This is a genomic window from Gramella jeungdoensis (genome assembly GCF_023805255.1).
Classification (GTDB): domain Bacteria; phylum Bacteroidota; class Bacteroidia; order Flavobacteriales; family Flavobacteriaceae; genus Christiangramia; species Christiangramia jeungdoensis.
Window position 1 is genome coordinate 106,409 of record NZ_JAMSCK010000007.1, and the last position, 16,178, is coordinate 122,586.

The 16,178-nt window shown below is 41.9% G+C and carries 15 protein-coding genes; 8 read left to right on the forward strand and 7 right to left on the reverse strand.

Going from position 1 to position 16,178, the window contains the following annotated elements:
* Window positions 1–41 precede the first annotated feature (41 nt).
* Window positions 42–1,646: an Ig-like domain-containing domain gene (locus NE848_RS16355; RefSeq protein ID WP_252115677.1), complete on the forward strand. Its 1,605-nt coding sequence runs from the start codon at window positions 42–44 to the stop codon at window positions 1,644–1,646.
* On the opposite strand, the gene NE848_RS16360 is transcribed toward NE848_RS16355, so the two are convergent.
* Window positions 1,630–2,412, reverse strand: coding sequence for an amidohydrolase (locus NE848_RS16360; protein WP_252115678.1), 783 nt, complete (start codon window positions 2,410–2,412; stop codon window positions 1,630–1,632). The two genes, NE848_RS16355 and NE848_RS16360, sit on opposite strands and share 17 nt — an antisense overlap.
* A gap of 91 nt (window positions 2,413–2,503) precedes the next feature.
* On the opposite strand from NE848_RS16360, the gene NE848_RS16365 reads away from it, so the two are divergent.
* Entirely contained in the window at window positions 2,504–3,019 is a 516-nt protein-coding gene (locus NE848_RS16365) for a DUF1440 domain-containing protein (RefSeq protein WP_341482793.1), read from the forward strand.
* Window positions 3,020–3,022: 3 nt separating this feature from the next.
* Here the strand turns inward: NE848_RS16365 and NE848_RS16370 are convergent, their stop codons facing one another.
* The 4 genes from NE848_RS16370 to NE848_RS16385 form a co-directional block, all read right to left on the reverse strand.
* Window positions 3,023–5,491, reverse strand: coding sequence for a ligase-associated DNA damage response DEXH box helicase (locus NE848_RS16370; RefSeq protein WP_252115679.1), 2,469 nt, complete (start codon window positions 5,489–5,491; stop codon window positions 3,023–3,025).
* Between the two features lie 84 nt (window positions 5,492–5,575).
* Entirely contained in the window at window positions 5,576–6,097 is a 522-nt protein-coding gene (locus NE848_RS16375) for a hypothetical protein (RefSeq protein WP_252115680.1), read from the reverse strand.
* 152 nt (window positions 6,098–6,249) lie between these two features.
* On the reverse strand, window positions 6,250–7,842 hold the full coding sequence (locus tag NE848_RS16380; protein WP_252115681.1) for an ATP-dependent DNA ligase: 1,593 nt from the start codon (window positions 7,840–7,842) through the stop codon (window positions 6,250–6,252).
* Window positions 7,839–8,861, reverse strand: coding sequence for a ligase-associated DNA damage response exonuclease (locus tag NE848_RS16385; protein WP_252115682.1), 1,023 nt, complete (start codon window positions 8,859–8,861; stop codon window positions 7,839–7,841). Before NE848_RS16385 ends, NE848_RS16380 begins: the two co-directional genes overlap by 4 nt.
* 154 nt (window positions 8,862–9,015) lie before the next feature.
* On the opposite strand from NE848_RS16385, the gene NE848_RS16390 reads away from it, so the two are divergent.
* Window positions 9,016–9,447 carry a TerB family tellurite resistance protein gene (locus NE848_RS16390; protein WP_252115683.1) on the forward strand — a complete coding sequence of 144 codons (432 nt, stop codon included), beginning with the start codon at window positions 9,016–9,018 and terminating at the stop codon, window positions 9,445–9,447.
* Here the strand turns inward: NE848_RS16390 and fbp are convergent.
* Window positions 9,420–10,466, reverse strand: a complete 1,047-nt coding sequence (gene fbp, locus NE848_RS16395) for a class 1 fructose-bisphosphatase (RefSeq protein ID WP_252115684.1) — start codon at window positions 10,464–10,466, stop codon at window positions 9,420–9,422. The two genes, NE848_RS16390 and fbp, sit on opposite strands and share 28 nt — an antisense overlap.
* A 173-nt stretch (window positions 10,467–10,639) precedes the next feature.
* Here fbp and NE848_RS16400 point away from each other — a divergent pair, with 173 nt between their 5' ends.
* The 5 genes from NE848_RS16400 to NE848_RS16420 all read left to right on the forward strand — a co-directional run bounded on the left by NE848_RS16400 (window position 10,640) and on the right by NE848_RS16420 (window position 15,605).
* The gene (locus NE848_RS16400; protein WP_252115685.1) at window positions 10,640–11,128 is read left to right on the forward strand and encodes a GNAT family N-acetyltransferase; all 489 of its coding nucleotides are present in this window, start codon (window positions 10,640–10,642) and stop codon (window positions 11,126–11,128) included.
* A 56-nt stretch (window positions 11,129–11,184) separates the two neighbouring features.
* On the forward strand, window positions 11,185–11,661 hold the full coding sequence (locus NE848_RS16405) for a GNAT family N-acetyltransferase (RefSeq protein ID WP_252115686.1): 477 nt from the start codon (window positions 11,185–11,187) through the stop codon (window positions 11,659–11,661).
* Window positions 11,661–12,911 (forward strand): aspartate kinase, encoded by a 1,251-nt coding sequence (locus NE848_RS16410; RefSeq protein ID WP_252115706.1) that lies wholly within the window; start codon window positions 11,661–11,663, stop codon window positions 12,909–12,911. Before NE848_RS16405 ends, NE848_RS16410 begins: the two co-directional genes overlap by 1 nt.
* Window positions 12,912–12,952: 41 nt before the next feature.
* On the forward strand, window positions 12,953–14,761 hold the full coding sequence (locus NE848_RS16415) for a GNAT family N-acyltransferase (protein WP_252115687.1): 1,809 nt from the start codon (window positions 12,953–12,955) through the stop codon (window positions 14,759–14,761).
* A gap of 193 nt (window positions 14,762–14,954) precedes the next feature.
* Window positions 14,955–15,605, forward strand: coding sequence for an SDR family oxidoreductase (locus tag NE848_RS16420; RefSeq protein ID WP_252115688.1), 651 nt, complete (start codon window positions 14,955–14,957; stop codon window positions 15,603–15,605).
* Between the two features lie 177 nt (window positions 15,606–15,782).
* Here the strand turns inward: NE848_RS16420 and NE848_RS16425 are convergent, their stop codons facing one another.
* Window positions 15,783–16,175: a VOC family protein gene (locus NE848_RS16425; protein ID WP_252115689.1), complete on the reverse strand. Its 393-nt coding sequence runs from the start codon at window positions 16,173–16,175 to the stop codon at window positions 15,783–15,785.
* Window positions 16,176–16,178: the final 3 nt, after the last annotated feature.

A 16,178-nucleotide genomic window follows, 5' to 3' on the forward strand; every position in this document is an offset into this window, starting at 1 on the left:
AAAATAATTGTTTCTTTGCTAAAAGTTTTCATTTTTCCTCTATGAAAAAAAAGGTACCCGGTTTTACAATTGTCATCTTAATGCTTTTCACTCTGGTGCAGTGTGCTAAGAAAGGAATGCCCGAAGGTGGCCCTATAGATGAAGAACCACCTAAATTCATAAGGGCGAATCCTGAGAATTATACTACCAATTTCGATGCAGAGGAAATAAGGATCTTTTTTGACGAATATATCAAGCTGGATAAGCCGCAGCAACAAATTATAGTTTCTCCTCCCATGGATCCCAAGCCCAATATCATGCCTTTGGGAACTGCCAGGAAGGATGTGAAAATCGAGATCTTTGATACCCTGGAAGAGAACACCACCTATACCATAAACTTTGGAAAGAGCATAGTGGACAATAACGAAGGAAATCCCTTTGATTATTTCAAATATGTATTCTCTACAGGAGATTATATCGATTCTCTCCAGATTTCAGGAACAGTGAAAGACGCCAGCCTAAAAGCTCCAAAAGAGCCTGTAACAGTAATGTTATATGAAGTGGATACCTCTTATACCGATTCTATCGTTTTCAAAGAAACTCCTAGATATGTGACCTATTCCCAGGATAGCACCTTTACTTTTTCGCTTGAAAACCTGAAGGAAGGTACTTACCGCATGGTGGGAATCATGGATAAGAATTCCAATTATCTCTATAACCCTAAAAGTGAAAAAATAGGATTTATACCACAGAATATCACAATTCCTACTGACAGCACCTATGAATTAACCGTTTTCAAGGAAGAACTTGAGTTCGACCCAAAGCGACCCGCCTATTTTAAGGGAAATCAGATCCTCTTTGGATATGAAGGCAGCCCAGACCTGGACAGCCTATCCATAGATTTAATCAACCAGAAGCCAGAAGGATATAAATCAAGGGTCATAAAAGATCCTAAAACTGACACCCTCTATTACTGGTACAATATAAAACCTGAATCTGATAGCCTTTCTTTTGAAGTGACAAGCCCGAAAACCAGGGATACACTGCTTGCCAGACTAAGTACACTGGACAGAGATTCGCTTAAAGTATCTACCGAAGGTGGCGGAATGAATGAGGATTTCAAATTCAAGGCAAATACTCCTATTATTGATTATAGTGAAGATCTTGTAAAGATCCTTGACCAGGATTCTATGGAAGTTCCTTTCAGCACTTCGTTCAATCCACTTAGGAATGAGATCCTTGTGAAATTTGATAAAACCCCTGCAAACAGATATCAGATCACCGCGTTCCCAGGCGCCATTACAGATCTTTTTGAAGAGACTAATGATACCATTCAGCAGAATGTACGGACTAAAGCACTTTCAGATTACGGGACGATTATCCTTAATTTTCAGAATATAGAGTCTTTCCCAGTAATAGTACAACTTACCGATACCAAGGGAGAAGTGCTGGCAGAGCAGTATTCTGAAAACTCCCGCAACTTCAGTTTTCAGTTCCTTAAACCCGGAAATTATCTTGTTCGCGTGATCTTTGATACTAATGAGAACAGAAAATGGGATACGGGAAGTTATCTTAAAAAGATACAACCGGAGCAAATAAAGTATTTTTCAGATACACTGGAAGTGCGTGCCAATTGGGATATTAACGAGGCTATAATTCTAGATTAAATTTATCCCTGTCCTGGAGGAATTTCAGTTTCTTCCTTGTTTCATAAAGGCTTTCTTTATCCAGGCTTATCTCTGCGGTGAATTCATCTTCCCTGTTTAGCTCGGTAAGTTCATCACCCAGTACATCATAGGCCGCGGAATGCCCATTATAAATATAACCATCACCATCTTCACCTGTCCTGTTCAAGCCAATGCAATAGCACATATTCTCTATTGCCCTTGCCTTTAAGAGAGCATCCCAGGCTTTCACCCTTTTTTCTGGCCAGTTGGCTACATATATCAAAAGATCATAATCTACAGTATTCCTGGCCCAAACCGGGAAGCGAAGGTCATAACAGACCAACGGACAGATCTTCCAGTCCTTATATTCTACGATAAGCCGTTCTTTTCCCGCTGTGTAAGTCTCATCTTCCTTAGCGAGGGTAAACGTATGTCGCTTATCATAAAGTTTATAAGAACCGTCAGGAAAAACAAAGAACAAGCGGTTATAATAATTTCCATTTTCGGTAATGATCACGCTGCCGGTGATAGCGGCATCCTTTGATTTAGCCTTTTCCTTCAGCCATTTCAGGGTTTCGGCCTCTGTAGGTTCAGCTAGCTTTTCAGCATTCATACTAAAACCTGTGGTGAACATTTCAGGCAGGACAATAAGATCTACACTATCAGATAACTTATTTATCTCTTCTGAAAAAAGACTTCTGTTGGCTTCAGGATCTTCCCAATGAAGATTGGCCTGAATAAAGGCGGTATTTAATTTCTGGCTCATATTCAAAAATATCGATTTTGAATGAGCAATGCCAAATACTTGTTAAATGATTGGAGAAAACATGCTGAATAAATAGTTTTATTAGGCTAAAATGAAACAGATCATGAGTATGAACAGCCTTCTGAAAAGTGACTCCTATATTTCAAAAACCGGCCGCAGCCTTATCTCCGGTTTTGTAGGCGGTCTTGCCGGTACAGCAGTAAAAAATCTTATCGAACAATTTCTTCCGGTTAGAAAAGTGGAGCAAAGATCGGCCCAGATCAAGGTAATGGATGATCTTTCCACAAAGATCACCGGTACACCCATTAGCACTCAAAATGAAGCTTTGGCCGAACAACTGGTTAGCCTCCCTGTTGGAGGATCCCTTGGAGCGGCTTATGGTTATGGTAAAAAAGACAGAAAAGGCTTAAGACCCATGGACGGAGTGATTTTTGGAGCCACAACATGGGCGTCAACCCATGAAACTTCTTTACCAATAATGGGACTTGAACCCAAACCTACTGACGTGCCTGTTAGAATGCAGATGAATGAGCTGTTCGCACATATCGCCTTTGGAGTGACAACCGAACTGGTGAGACATTATCTCAACAAGCAGTTAAGGGACTAATAGTTATTTTTCCAACTGTTGTAGCATTCTCCTTATCCTGTCTTCCAGTTTTTCGGATGAAAGCTTTTCACGTAGTCTGTCAGTAATTATTGGAAATGAGAAAGGAGTTGGTTTTTCACATTCCTTCCAGACTGTTTTCTGGTTAGCGATTCTTTCCAAAGCAAGTCTTAGACGACCTTCTTCCAGCTGATGTTCAAAAGTTTCCCTGAATGCCTGGCGATAAAGCAGGTTATCATCCTCATAATCTCTAAAAACACTGAAGAGTAATTGCGAATTAGACTGAAGGTGTTTGCTTTTTACAAGTTTATTGGGATAACCGGCAAAGACAAGTCCGGCAATCACTGCAATATCCCTGAACTTCCTCCGGGCCATTTCGGTTGCGTTGAGACTTTTGTATAGGTCGTCCATCAGATATTCGGCACTGAAAAGGTCATTATCTATCACCTGCTGCATATCGATAGGCTGGTCTGATAAAAGTTCAAATCCATAGTCATTAAAAGCAATGGAAAAACTTATGGGTGACAAAAGACTAATCCTGTATGCCAGTAAACTTCCCAGGGCTTCATGTACAAACCTCCCTTCAAATGGATAAAATACTGCATGATAGCCTTCCCTAGTTTTAAAAGTTTCGATGAGAAACTCATCATTTTTGGGAATTACCGACTCCTTTTTCTGCCTTTTAAATATCGGAGCAAGAGCTGAAAGTTCCCTGGTTCTCTTTTTTCCTTTTTTAAGGGTCGCAGCCGTATACATTTCCTCCCGAAGCAGTTCACTCATCTGAGCTGAAAAGGTCATTCTCCCCCCCATCCAGCTGGGCACTTTAGAGGTTTTCTTTGAAGATTTCCTCACCAGCACCTGCATGTTTTTGATCCTCACCAGCTCAAGGTTTCGACCGGCAAAAGTGAAAACATCGCCGGGATTAAGTTTCGAGATAAACCATTCTTCAATAGTCCCGATATAACCACCTTTCATGTACTTTACACCAAGCATGGCATCACTTACTATGGTTCCGATCTGAAGTCGGTGGCGCATCGCGACCCCGCGATTGTTTATTTTGAATCTTCCGTCTTCCTCGATCTCTACTTTTTTATATTCGTCATAAGCCTGGAGGCTCTGACTTCCCTTGGTGATAAAATTCAGGATCCATCTCCACTCTTCTTCAGTAATTCCCTGAAAGCAGAAAGTGGAAGCGATCTCAGGGAAGATCTCCCTTGGATAGAATCCATCTGAAACCGCCAGGGTATTTAAATACTGGACCAGCACATCAAAACTCATCAGGTAAGGCACCCTGTCTTCCACAGCCTTTTTCTCCACCGCTTTTTGCAGGGCTGAAGCTTCGATAAGTTCAATGGCATGTGTAGGCAGAAAATAAATAAGGCTTACCTTTCCAGGCTGATGCCCACTCCTGCCAGCACGCTGAAGGAATCTCGCCACTCCTTTTGGACCGCCTATCTGCACAATTGTCTCAACCGGAGCAAAATCAACTCCCAGGTCCAGGCTGGAAGTACAAACCACGGCCTTTAGGCTTTCATTCCTTATCGCCTGCTCAACCCAAAGCCGCGTCTCCTTATTGATACTTCCGTGGTGCATCGCCACTTCCCCCGCAAATTCAGGATATTTATGCATAAGCTTCTGAAACCAGATTTCGCACTGCGACCGGGTATTGGTAAATAAGAGCGTAGTCCTGGATTCTTTGATGATAGGAACCACCTCATCAATAAGATGCAATCCCAGATGCCCCCTCCACGGGAACTTCTCCATCTTCTCCGGAATGATAGACATGACATCTATTTTCTTCTTCAGGTTCGCTTTTATCATTACAGAATTCTTAAGAGCCTCTGACTCCGGACCCAGTAGAACCTCTCTTGCCTGCTGAAGATTTCCAATAGTTGCCGAAATTCCCCAGATCCTGAGATCTTTTGCAATGGTCTTAAGTCTTGACAGCCCCAGTTCCACCTGTACTCCTCTTTTGGTTCCTAGAAGTTCATGCCATTCGTCTATCACAATAGCCTGAAGGTTTTTGAAAGTCTTTTGATAATTCTTTGAAGAGAGCAAAAGGTGCAAACTTTCGGGAGTGGTAATAAGCAGGTCGGGCATAGCTTTCTTCTGCGCAGCCCTTTCCTTTTGGGAAGTATCTCCAGTTCTTATTCCAACTGTGAGGTGAGTCCCAAGCTCCTCGGCAAACCTGCTCGCCGCCTGTTCTATTTCTACTGAAAGTGCTCTGAGCGGAGTGATCCAGATCGCCTTAAGCCCTTTTTTATGCTTTGTCCTGAAATCTGGATTCTTCCTTATATGATCCAGTACTATGGGAACCCAGAGAGCATAGGTCTTTCCGCTCCCTGTTGGCGCATTAAGCAAGCCGTTTTTCTTTTGAAGATAAGCTTCCCAGGTATCTCTCTGAAATTTAAAGGGTTTCCATTGCTGATCGGCAAACCATTCTTCTGCAAGTCCAATAAGTTCGTTTTTGTTCATTCCTTTTTTTGCCAATCAGTCCAGATTAAAAAATAACCTTCAAAATTTAAATTTTGAAGGTTGCCTGCTTTTGATTAAACTTTTTTAAATCGTTCCATTTTGAGTTCCCTCTTCCCTCGGGATGAGTTTTTGTTGGTTTTCCTTATATAACTGCGGATAATGTTGTTTTAAAAATTCATTTCTCATCGAATCCATCTGCCTTATCTGTTCCTGAAAATGTCTGGACATCATCCGGTTGCTGAAAAAGTCATCTTCAAAGAAATTAGGTTCCCCATACAGGCTGTCATTTAAAAAAGAATTCATCAAACCCGAATGGCCGCTCATTTGTTGGTTATGAAAGAATTGTCTGAAATTTTTAAAAATTTCATCAACATCCTCATTATAAATGCTGTCTCCTTCCACCGTACTATATGAATAGATATAAGTGGAATCGTAACTGATCAAATTGCCATTTTCATCAAATTCCTTATCAACTTTCCAGCTGCCCTTCGGGATGGCAGATTTGTCAGTTTCAGCTTTTAGATCATCATTCTTTTTCTCCTTGTCCTGAGCGTTGCATGCTGCAAAGCTCAATATAAGCATCAGTAATAGAATCCTGGTTCTCATAACAATACCTATTTAAATTTCACAGAAAAATTAAAAACTAACACAAAAATTTTTACAACTTAAATACCAAACCGAAACCCGGTTTTATTAATTTTTTTCTAAAATTTAGAACTTAGACCTCACAGGTTTCAAAAACCTGTGAGGTCTATGGTTCACGGAATAAGAGCCCTTAATTCCTCAAGAGTATTGGCCTCCTCTATCTTCTTATCGGTTCTCCATCTCAATATTCTGGGAAACCTGGTTGCCACCCCGCTCTTATGCCTTTTTGACTCGGCAATTCCTTCGAAGGCGATCTCAAAGACATGATGCGGTGTGACGCTTCTAACCGGACCAAATCGTTCCAGCGTATTTCTCTTTATCCATGCATCCAGTTGACGGAATTCCTTATCTGTAAGCCCGGAATATGCCTTGGCAAAGGTCACCAGCTCCTCCTTTTCTTCATCCCAGAGTCCGAAAGTATAATCGGTAAAAAGATTGCTCCTCCTTCCATGACCTCTCATGGCATAAGTAAGGACGGCATCTATAGTCAGCGGTTCTACTTTCCATTTCCACCAGTCGCCTTTTTTTCTTCCAACCAGGTAAGGTGAATCAAGACGTTTCAGCATCAGGCCTTCAGACATTACCTCCCTGGCATTTTCCCTTTCTGCGGCCGCTTCCTGCCAGTTCTTAAAACTAATGGTCTCAGAAAGGTGCAGCGGAAATTCTTCTGAAGACACCTCAGCATAAAGTCGTTCCAGGATGTCCCGGCGTTTTTCAAAGGCCAGCTCCCTGATATCATCTCCATCCCACTCCAGGATATCATAGACTTTAAGAATAACAGGAGTCTTTTCCAGCAACTTTTTAGTGATATTCTTTCGGCCGATCCGGGTTTGAAGGTCCTTGAAAGTGCCTATCTTCCCTTTTGGAAATGGCAGGATCTCTCCATCAAGTACCGTCCCGTTGGGAATTGGACCTACAAAATCTTCAAATTCGGGATACTTATCTGTGACAAGTTCTTCTCCCCGGCTCCACACAAAAAGCTCGTCATTTCTGATTATGACCTGTGCCCTGATACCATCCCATTTATGTTCGGCACTCCACTCTGCCACATCCCCCAGGGAATGCGGCTCATCTTCTATCGCATAAGCCAGGTAAAAAGGATAGGGCTTTGAAAGAAAATCTTCTTCATGCTCCTCAAGAATAAGTTTATTGAAGGATATCTTTGAAGGCTCCCAGTTACCCATCATTTTATAGGCAAGTATATCCTCATCAATATCTGTTGCACGGGAAAGCGCCCTGGTCATAAGTTTCTGGCTAACCCCTATCCTGAAACTCCCGGTGATGAGCTTTGTAAAGACGAAGCGCTCATAATAATTAAGATTGAGCCAGTTCTCAAACAGGTATTCTTTCTTTTCTTCATCGGGCTTCTTTTTGAGATCGATGATTTCCTGAAGAAACTGGTTAAGACTTTTTTCTGTGGACTTTTCAGACCGAGGGATCACCAAAGCGATGGTTTCTGCCAGGTCACCTACGATATGATAGGATTCCTCGAAGAGCCAAAGTGGAATCCCGGCCAGTTCAGAAGCCCATTCTCTCATCAAAGTTGTGTTAACAGGGCGCGGCGGCCTTCGATGGCTTAGAATGGCGATAGTCCACACCTTGTCTTTTGGCTGGGCCTTCCTGAAATATTCGGTCAGCGCCTCTACCTTTAAGGTGGTCTTATTGGTGCTATCCAGGGTTTTTATTAATTCCGCGAATGCCTTCATGCCGATTCCTTTTCATTTTCACTTTCCAACTGACCGGTTTCTCCTTCATACTGGGTATCTTCCGTACGTGCGTCATAACCCTGCTCCCTCAGAAATCTCGAAAAGATATCAGTATATCCATGGGTACAGATCACTTTTTCACAACCTGTTTCTTTAATAGCTTCAAGCAATCCCTGCCAGTCACAGTGATCGCTCAGCACAAAGCCTTTATCGATAGCCCTTCTCCTTCTGGCTCCTCTGAAGGTCATCCAGCCACTGGCAGAAGCTGTTACATATGGAACCATTTTTCTTATCCAGGTAGATCCATGAGCGCTGGGCGGCGCAAGCACGATATTACCTTTAATTTCTTCTTTTTTTGTTTCCTTCGTGATGCGGGTGGTTTCCGGAAAATCAACCTGTGGCCTTAAAACTTCTGTCATATTCTCTATAGCCCCATGAGTATATATACTTCCGATTGAAGTATCCAGGTGTTTAAGCAAACGCTGGGCTTTCCCTAAAGAATAACCGAATAAAACTGAGGTCTTTCCATCATCCTTATTCTGCTGCCACCAGGTATTAATATCCCGCATTACATGTTCCTGCGGGGTCCATTTAAAGGCCGGCAACCCAAAGGTACATTCGGTGATAAAAGTGTGACATTTCACAGGCTCGTAGGGCACGGCCACTCCATCATCTTCGGTTTTATAATCCCCTGTAAAGACCCAAACCTCTCCTTTATACTCTACCCTTATCTGCGAGGAACCAATAATATGGCCTGCCGGGTGTAAGGAAAATTTCACCCCGTTGATCGTAAATGTTTCATTCCACTCTTTACCGCTTACCTCTATATCGCCAAGGCGGTGTTTAATAATTGGAACATTGCTGTTATGAGTGATATATTTTTGATGCCCCCAGCGGGCATGATCGGCATGCCCATGGGAGATAATAGCCTTTTTTACCGGCTTCCAGGGATCCAGGTAAACATCGGCCTGTGCGCAATAGATCCCCTTTTCATTAAAAGCAAGCAGCGGTGTTTTCATAACAATCCTGAAGATTCCTGAATTTAGTTAAATGCAGAATCAACCAAAAGAGATTAAGAAAAGATTAGCGAATGATCAACAGGAATTTAAATATGCTTTGATACAATTTACTTGAGTGATTATTTATATTTGTAATTATAAAACCAATATAAGAATGTCTTTTTCAGATCTATTTGGCTCAGGAGAGCACCTAAGAAATCTTAGTCACTTTGCCTCAATCGTAAATCTTGCCGCTGTGGATGGCGATATCAACAATGAGGAAGAATTACTTTTAAAGCGTTTTGCCAGAAAACTTGACATAAGCGAAGATGAATATGAAAAGGTAATTGAGAATCCACTGGCGTTTCCGTTAACGGGCTATAATAGCATAGAAAAAAGGCTGGAACGTCTTCACGACCTGTTCAAAATAATCTTTGCCGATCATGAGATCGATGAAGAAGAAATAGAATTGATAAAACGTTATGCCATAGGTCTTGGTTTCTCAAGCCAGGCTTCTGAAGGCATCATCAATCGTTCTATCCAGATCTTCAGCGGTCAGCTTAACTTTGAAGATTACCGTTATTTACTTGAAAAAGAGAATGACTGAGACTGAGAGTTAGACTCAGCCTTTTTCATAAATTCCTCGGCTTTTTCCACCATATTTTTGCTTCCGCAGAAGAATGGCACTCGCTGATGCAGTTCGGTTGGCTCTATATCCAGAATCCTCTGAAATCCGTCACTGGCCTTACCTCCGGCCTGTTCCGTTAGAAAAGCCATCGGGTTACATTCGTACAACAGCCTCAGTTTTCCGTTATTGGCTTTGGAACTTTTTGGATACATAAAGATCCCACCCTTGATCATGTTCCGGTGAATATCAGACACCATGGAACCGATATATCTTGAGGTATAAGGCCTGTCTCCTTTTTCTTCCTGGCAGTATTTTATATAATCTTTTACTCCCTGGGGAAAATGCACATAATTCCCTTCATTAATGGAGTAGATCTTGCCTTCTTCGGGGAACTTCATATCCGGATGCGATAAATACCAGGATCCCAGTGCAGGGTTTAAGGTAAATCCGTTTACACCATGTCCGGTAGTATAAACCAGCATTGTTGAAGTTCCATAAATGATATAACCCGCAGCCACCTGTTTATTTCCCGGCTGAAGGAAATCCTCAAGTTGCACCGGAGTTCCTAAAGGCGTCACCCTTCGGTAAATAGAAAAAATGGTTCCCACCGAAACATTCACGTCTATATTTGAACTACCGTCAAGCGGGTCCATAAGTACCACATATTTATTCTGATCATCGCCATTATGCCCCTCTATTCTGATAAAGTCATCATTCTCTTCGGAGGCTATTCCACAAACTATCTCCCTGTTGGTAAGGGTTTGAATGAATTTGTTGTTTGCATATACATCCAGTTTTTGCTGATCTTCCCCCTGGACATTGGTTTCTCCGTAAGCGCCGATAATATCTACCAGTCCGGCCTTATTCACTTCGTGATTCACTACTTTTGCAGCAAGTCTCAAAGAATTGATCAGTCTTGATAGTTCTCCCGAAGAGCCCGGAAAATGCGCCTGGTTCTCGATAATGAATTCTCCAAGGGTCTGATTTTTCTTAGGCATGATTTAAATTTGTGGTTCTGGCGGCTAAAATATCAAAATTAAGGCTTACTACAACGTTTTCGTAAACAATCTTTAGCATTGATTACATTTGTTTATAATACTTTTAAGAACAGGACTAAGGGCTTAACAAAGTTTTGCTCACCAACAGGAAAGAATGAACAAAATTATTTTTAATGGAAATTAATATTCGAAAGGCTCAAAAGGAAGATATGGGCGAAGTGCTGAAACTCATTAATGAACTTGCTGTTTTTGAAAAAGAGCCCGAAGCGGTAATAATAGATGAAAATGACCTGATAAGAGATGGCTTTGGAAAGAATCCCGCCTTTCATTGTTTTGTGGCAGAAGCCGATGGAAAGATCGAGGGAATGGCCCTGGTCTATTTCAGATACTCCACCTGGAAAGGAAAAACGGTTCACCTGGAAGACCTTATCGTGAGAGAGGAATTCAGAGGAAAAGGCCTGGGCTCTGCTCTTTATACCGAGGTGATAAAATTTGCCGCGGAAGAGAAAGTAAAAAGAACCGAATGGGTGGTACTGAACTGGAATAAGAATGCTGCCGATTTTTACAGGCGAAGCGGGGCAGATGTTATGGAAGACTGGGATACGGTACAGATGGATGAAAAGGCAATGCATAAATATCTTCAGGAAAAAGGTCTTCTTTAAGATGGTATTAATAAGCTTCTGAGACTCAATCAGTATTTTTGTTAAAAATCTGAATTATGGACTATACAATACGTGAAGCCCGACGGGAGGATATGAAAGCAGTTCTGGAACTCATCAAGGAGCTGGCTGAACATGAAAATCATCTGGATGATGTGGAAGTGACCATTGAAGACCTTGAAAAGGAAGGATTCGACAATGGTAATTTCAAGTGCTTTGTGGCCGATGTTGGCGGAAAGATCGAAGGAATGGCACTTGTATATTTCCGGTTCTCTACCTGGAAAGGCCGAACCGTGCATTTGGAAGACCTTATCGTAAGGGAAAATATGAGAGGTACAGGACTTGGCGGGGCACTTTACCAGCAGGTTGTAAAATATGGCCACGATCATGGCGTTAAGCGTATAGAGTGGATAGTTTCGGAAGGCAATAAAAATGCGATAGAATTTTACGAAAACACCGGTGCCAAGATCAAGGAAAGCTGGAAGACTGTTCATATGGAAGAAAAAGGCATCAGGAAAAATATTGAAAAACAGTGATCAAAGTCTTTAAGTTTGGAGGTGCATCTGTTAAGGATGCCGAAGGTGTAAAAAATCTGATCAAAGTACTTAACGAAACCGGGAACAAGAATAAACTGATAGTGGTTTCGGCAATGGGAAAAACCACCAACGCCCTGGAAGTAGTAGTTAAGGATTATCTTGAAACCGCCAGGATTCCGGCCAGCCTCGAAACCGTAAAAGATTACCACCGCGATATTATAGAAGGACTTTTCCACAGCGATCAGGCTCCAGTATGGTTTAAAACCGAAACACTTTTCACCGAACTTGAAAATTTTCTTGAGCATAACAAATCAACTCAATATGATTTCGTGTATGACCAGATCGTAAGCTACGGGGAGCTGATCTCAACCACGATCGTTAGCGAATATCTCAATTCCCAGGATATTCAAACCCACTGGCTGGACGCCAGGAACCTGATAAAAACCGATAATACGTACCGGGATGCCCAGGTAAACTGGAACAAGACACAGGAACTCATCCAGGATCATGTAGACTTAAAAAAACTGAATATTATACAGGGATTCATCGCTTCAGATCCCAATAATTTCACGACTACTCTTGGCAGGGAAGGATCAGATTACTCTGCAGCTATCATGGCATATTGCCTGAACGCTGAAAATGTGACCATCTGGAAAGACGTTCCCGGAGTACTTAATGCCGACCCGCGTTTTTTCAGTAAGGCACAGCTTCTGGATAAGATTTCTTACGAGGAAGCCATAGAATTGGCATTTTATGGAGCTTCAGTTATTCATCCTAAGACACTTCAACCCTTACAAAGAAAGGAGATCCCTCTTTTTGTGCGCTCATTTCTGAACCCATCAGAAGAGGGTACAGCCGTTAGCAAGGGAAAGACCATCCATCCGGAAATTCCCTGTTTCATTGTGAAAAAAGACCAGGTACTGATCTCCCTTTCCTCTCTTGATTTCTCTTTTATGGTAGAAGAGAATATTTCGGAAATATTCAGATTATTTCACCAGTACCAGATGAAAGTAGATCTTATTCAGAATTCCGCTATCAGCTTCAGGGTATGCGTGGACAACCGCTTCAATCATCTGGAAAAACTTATTCAGCATCTAAAAGCAAGGTTCAAAGTGAACTATAAAACAGGGGTTTCTTTATATACGATAAGGCATTTTAGTCAGCAGGCAATAGACGAGTTGGAGCGGGACAAGAATGTGCTTTTAAAACAGCTTACACAGAATACAGTACAAATGGTTACCGAAAACTAAATTTTGATTTCTTATTTTTGGTTAACACAAACCAATCAACCATGGGAATCGTAAGTGCAAAAGAAGTTGCAAGTGTAATGAACCTTCGCCGGTTTGGATTCCTTGGTACAGGCCTGGGATGGCTAATCCTTAAAACCACCAAACTTTCCAGGATCAACAGGGAATATGAGAAAAGAAAGAACCTGAAGGGAACTCATTTCATTGAGTCTATTCTGAAAGAGTTTGAAATAGATTACGAAATTCCCGAAAAAGATCTTAAACGTATTCCCAGGGAAGGTCCATTCATTACTGTTTCAAATCACCCCCTTGGCGGAATAGACGGAATGATCCTTATGAAGCTGGTACTGGAAAAGCGACCAGATTACAAGGTGATCGCTAATTTTCTTTTACATAGGTTAGACCCTTTAAAACCATACATCCTTCCGGTAAATCCGTTTGAAGATCACAAAGAGGCCAAATCCAGTCTTGGCGGGATGAAAAAGGCGATCGCTCACCTTAAAGAGGGTAATGCCCTTGGCATTTTTCCGGCTGGAGAGGTATCTACCTATCGTGACAAAAAGGTGATAGTAGATAAACCATGGGAGCCCTCGGCAATGAAACTTATTCAAAAGTCTAAAGTCCCGGTTGTTCCCATATATTTTCATGCAAAGAACAGCCTTTTCTTCTACCGACTTGCTTCTATGAGTGATCTACTGAGAACGGCTAAACTCCCGAGCGAAATGCTATCTCAGCGTCGTAGAAAAATCAAGGTAAGGGTGGGCCATCCTATTTCTGTGGAAGATCAGCTGGAGCATCCAAACCTGGAAGCCTATACGGCGTTTTTAAGAAGGAAAACCTATATGCTTGCCAATGTATTCGAAAAGAAAAAATTGCTAAGCAGTCTACCAAAAACCTTAAAAATTCCGCGTTCTCCAAAAAATATTGCCGAAGAGACCAATGCAGAGCTTATGCTTGCCGAGATCGAAAATTGCCGTAAAATGGACAAGCGCCTCCTGCACAGCAAGAATTACGAGGTATTCCTGGCTAAAAGGGAGATCATACCCAATATTTTAAACGAAATAGGTCGCTTGCGGGAGATCACCTTCCGGGAAGTGGGAGAAGGGACAAACAATAGTACCGACCTGGATCAGTTTGATGAATATTACCACCATCTTTTTCTCTGGGACAGCGATGCTCAGAAGATCGCCGGCGCTTACCGCATGGGAATGGGCAAAGAGATCTATGAGACCTATGGAATAGACGGCTTCTACCTGCAGGACCTTTTCAGGTTTGAGCCGGAACTGCATAAAATGATGAGCGAGTCCATTGAAATGGGGAGAGCCTTCATTATCAAGGAATATCAGCAAAAACCAATGCCTTTATTCTTGCTTTGGAAAGGTATAGTTCACTGTACTCTTAGGTTTCCGGAGCACAAATACCTTATTGGTGGAGTTAGCATCAGTAATAAGTTCAGCAATTTCTCGAAATCGCTCATGATCGAGTTCATGAAATCCAATTATTACGATCCGTATGTGGCTCAGTATGTGAGGCCAAAGAAAGAGTTCAAGGTGAAGCTGGAAGATGCCGACAAAGACCTGGTTTTTGATGAAAGCGAAGCCGATCTTAACAAGTTTGATAAGATCATAGATGAACTGGAGACAGAGAACCTCAGACTTCCGGTACTGATCAAAAAATACATCAAACAGAACGCAAAGGTGGTGGCTTTTAATGTGGACCCATTGTTTAATGATGCGGTAGACGGACTAATGTATATTAGAATTGCCGACCTTCCTGAAAGTACCGTAAAACCTGTAATGGAGGAATTTCAGAAAGAACTGGAAGAAAGAGCAGCGGGGAACAATTCGCAGTAAGCCCTGGGTAGTTGTGTGTTATGTATTGTGTGTTGTGTGTTGTGTGTTGTGTGTTGTGAGTTGTGAGTTGTGAGTTGTGAGTTGTGAGTTGTGAGTTGTTAACTTAGTGTTATTACTCAGATCTTACTGGAAATTCTTTCAAATCCTTCTTATCTTTCTTATCATTAGCAAATAAAATATTCATTCAACAATTATGGAAAATATACTTATTGCCGGGGCCACTGGTGCAACGGGAAAAAGAGTAATAGAGATACTTAACAGTTCAGAAAGTTTCAATCCGCTGGCACTTATCCGAAAGGAAGAGCAAAAACAGATCTTCGACGATATGGAAGTGGAAAGCGTGATGGGAGATTTAGAGGGAGATGTGAGCCATGTGATGAAAGGCATAGACAAGGTGATCTTTGCCGCCGGATCGGGAAGCAAGACGGGACCGGATAAGACCATCGCCGTAGACCAGGAAGGAGCAAAAAAGCTAATCGATGCTGCAAAGAAGGCCAAGGTGAAAAAATTCATCATGCTTAGCGCGATGAACACCGATAATCCTTCGGCGGTGCCCGAACTGGAGCATTACCTCAAGGCAAAAAAAGAAGCTGACGATTATCTAAGAGAAAGCGGTCTTACCTATACGATCGTGCAACCCGGAAGGCTAAGCGATGACCTGGGTCTGGCCAAGGTGAAAGTGGCTAAAAAACTTAACGAGAGAGGTGAGATCTCAAGGGACGATGTAGCCTTTATCCTTGTGATGTCACTTGCCGATCCTCTGGTAAAGAATATGTCTTTTGAGGCCCTTGAAGGAGAAGAATCTATTAAATCTGCACTTATTGAGCTAAGCTCACTAGGATAATCAGATTTGGAATAAAATAAAAAAGAGGCCGTCTCAAAAGGCAAAAACACGTCATCCTAAATTTATTTCAGGATCTCAATAACTTAAAAATCAGTATTTATTAGAAGCTGAAACAATTCCGATAGCTATCGGAACAGCTTGACGAAATACAGCCTTTCGAGACAGACTCTTTTGTGTTTATTGATCAAGGAAAGCCTTATCCACCGGCTCCCAAAGCTCAATTTTATTGCCTTCCGGATCCATGATCCAACCAAACTTTCCATAATCGTAGGTTTCCATTTCGCCTACCACCTGCACTCCTTCTTCTTTTAAAGTTTCAAGCAGTTCCTCCAGATTCTCAACCCGGAAATTCATCATGAATTGCTTCTCTGAAGGCTTATAGTAATCGGTATCCTCATTCATAGGACTCCACTGGGTAGAACAGTCATTTCCTTCCTTATCCTTCCACCAGAAGGTACATCCATAACGGTCAGTATTCAGACCAAGATGTTGATTGTACCATTTTTTGATTTGGTCGGGATCTTTCGATTTAAAGAAAAATCCACCCAGACCGGTCACTCTTTTTTTCATTTT

Coding starts and splice junctions, on each gene's coding strand:
- NE848_RS16355 (WP_252115677.1), top strand. CDS start 42: ATGAAAAAAAAGGTACCCGGTTTTACAATTGTCATCTTAATGCTTTTC.
- NE848_RS16360 (WP_252115678.1), bottom strand. CDS start 2,412: ATGAGCCAGAAATTAAATACCGCCTTTATTCAGGCCAATCTTCATTGG.
- NE848_RS16365 (WP_341482793.1), top strand. CDS start 2,504: ATGAAACAGATCATGAGTATGAACAGCCTTCTGAAAAGTGACTCCTAT.
- NE848_RS16370 (WP_252115679.1), bottom strand. CDS start 5,491: ATGAACAAAAACGAACTTATTGGACTTGCAGAAGAATGGTTTGCCGAT.
- NE848_RS16375 (WP_252115680.1), bottom strand. CDS start 6,097: ATGAGAACCAGGATTCTATTACTGATGCTTATATTGAGCTTTGCAGCA.
- NE848_RS16380 (WP_252115681.1), bottom strand. CDS start 7,842: ATGAAGGCATTCGCGGAATTAATAAAAACCCTGGATAGCACCAATAAG.
- NE848_RS16385 (WP_252115682.1), bottom strand. CDS start 8,861: ATGAAAACACCGCTGCTTGCTTTTAATGAAAAGGGGATCTATTGCGCA.
- NE848_RS16390 (WP_252115683.1), top strand. CDS start 9,016: ATGTCTTTTTCAGATCTATTTGGCTCAGGAGAGCACCTAAGAAATCTT.
- fbp (WP_252115684.1), bottom strand. CDS start 10,466: ATGCCTAAGAAAAATCAGACCCTTGGAGAATTCATTATCGAGAACCAG.
- NE848_RS16400 (WP_252115685.1), top strand. CDS start 10,640: ATGGAAATTAATATTCGAAAGGCTCAAAAGGAAGATATGGGCGAAGTG.
- NE848_RS16405 (WP_252115686.1), top strand. CDS start 11,185: ATGGACTATACAATACGTGAAGCCCGACGGGAGGATATGAAAGCAGTT.
- NE848_RS16415 (WP_252115687.1), top strand. CDS start 12,953: ATGGGAATCGTAAGTGCAAAAGAAGTTGCAAGTGTAATGAACCTTCGC.
- NE848_RS16420 (WP_252115688.1), top strand. CDS start 14,955: ATGGAAAATATACTTATTGCCGGGGCCACTGGTGCAACGGGAAAAAGA.
- NE848_RS16425 (WP_252115689.1), bottom strand. CDS start 16,175: ATGAAAAAAAGAGTGACCGGTCTGGGTGGATTTTTCTTTAAATCGAAA.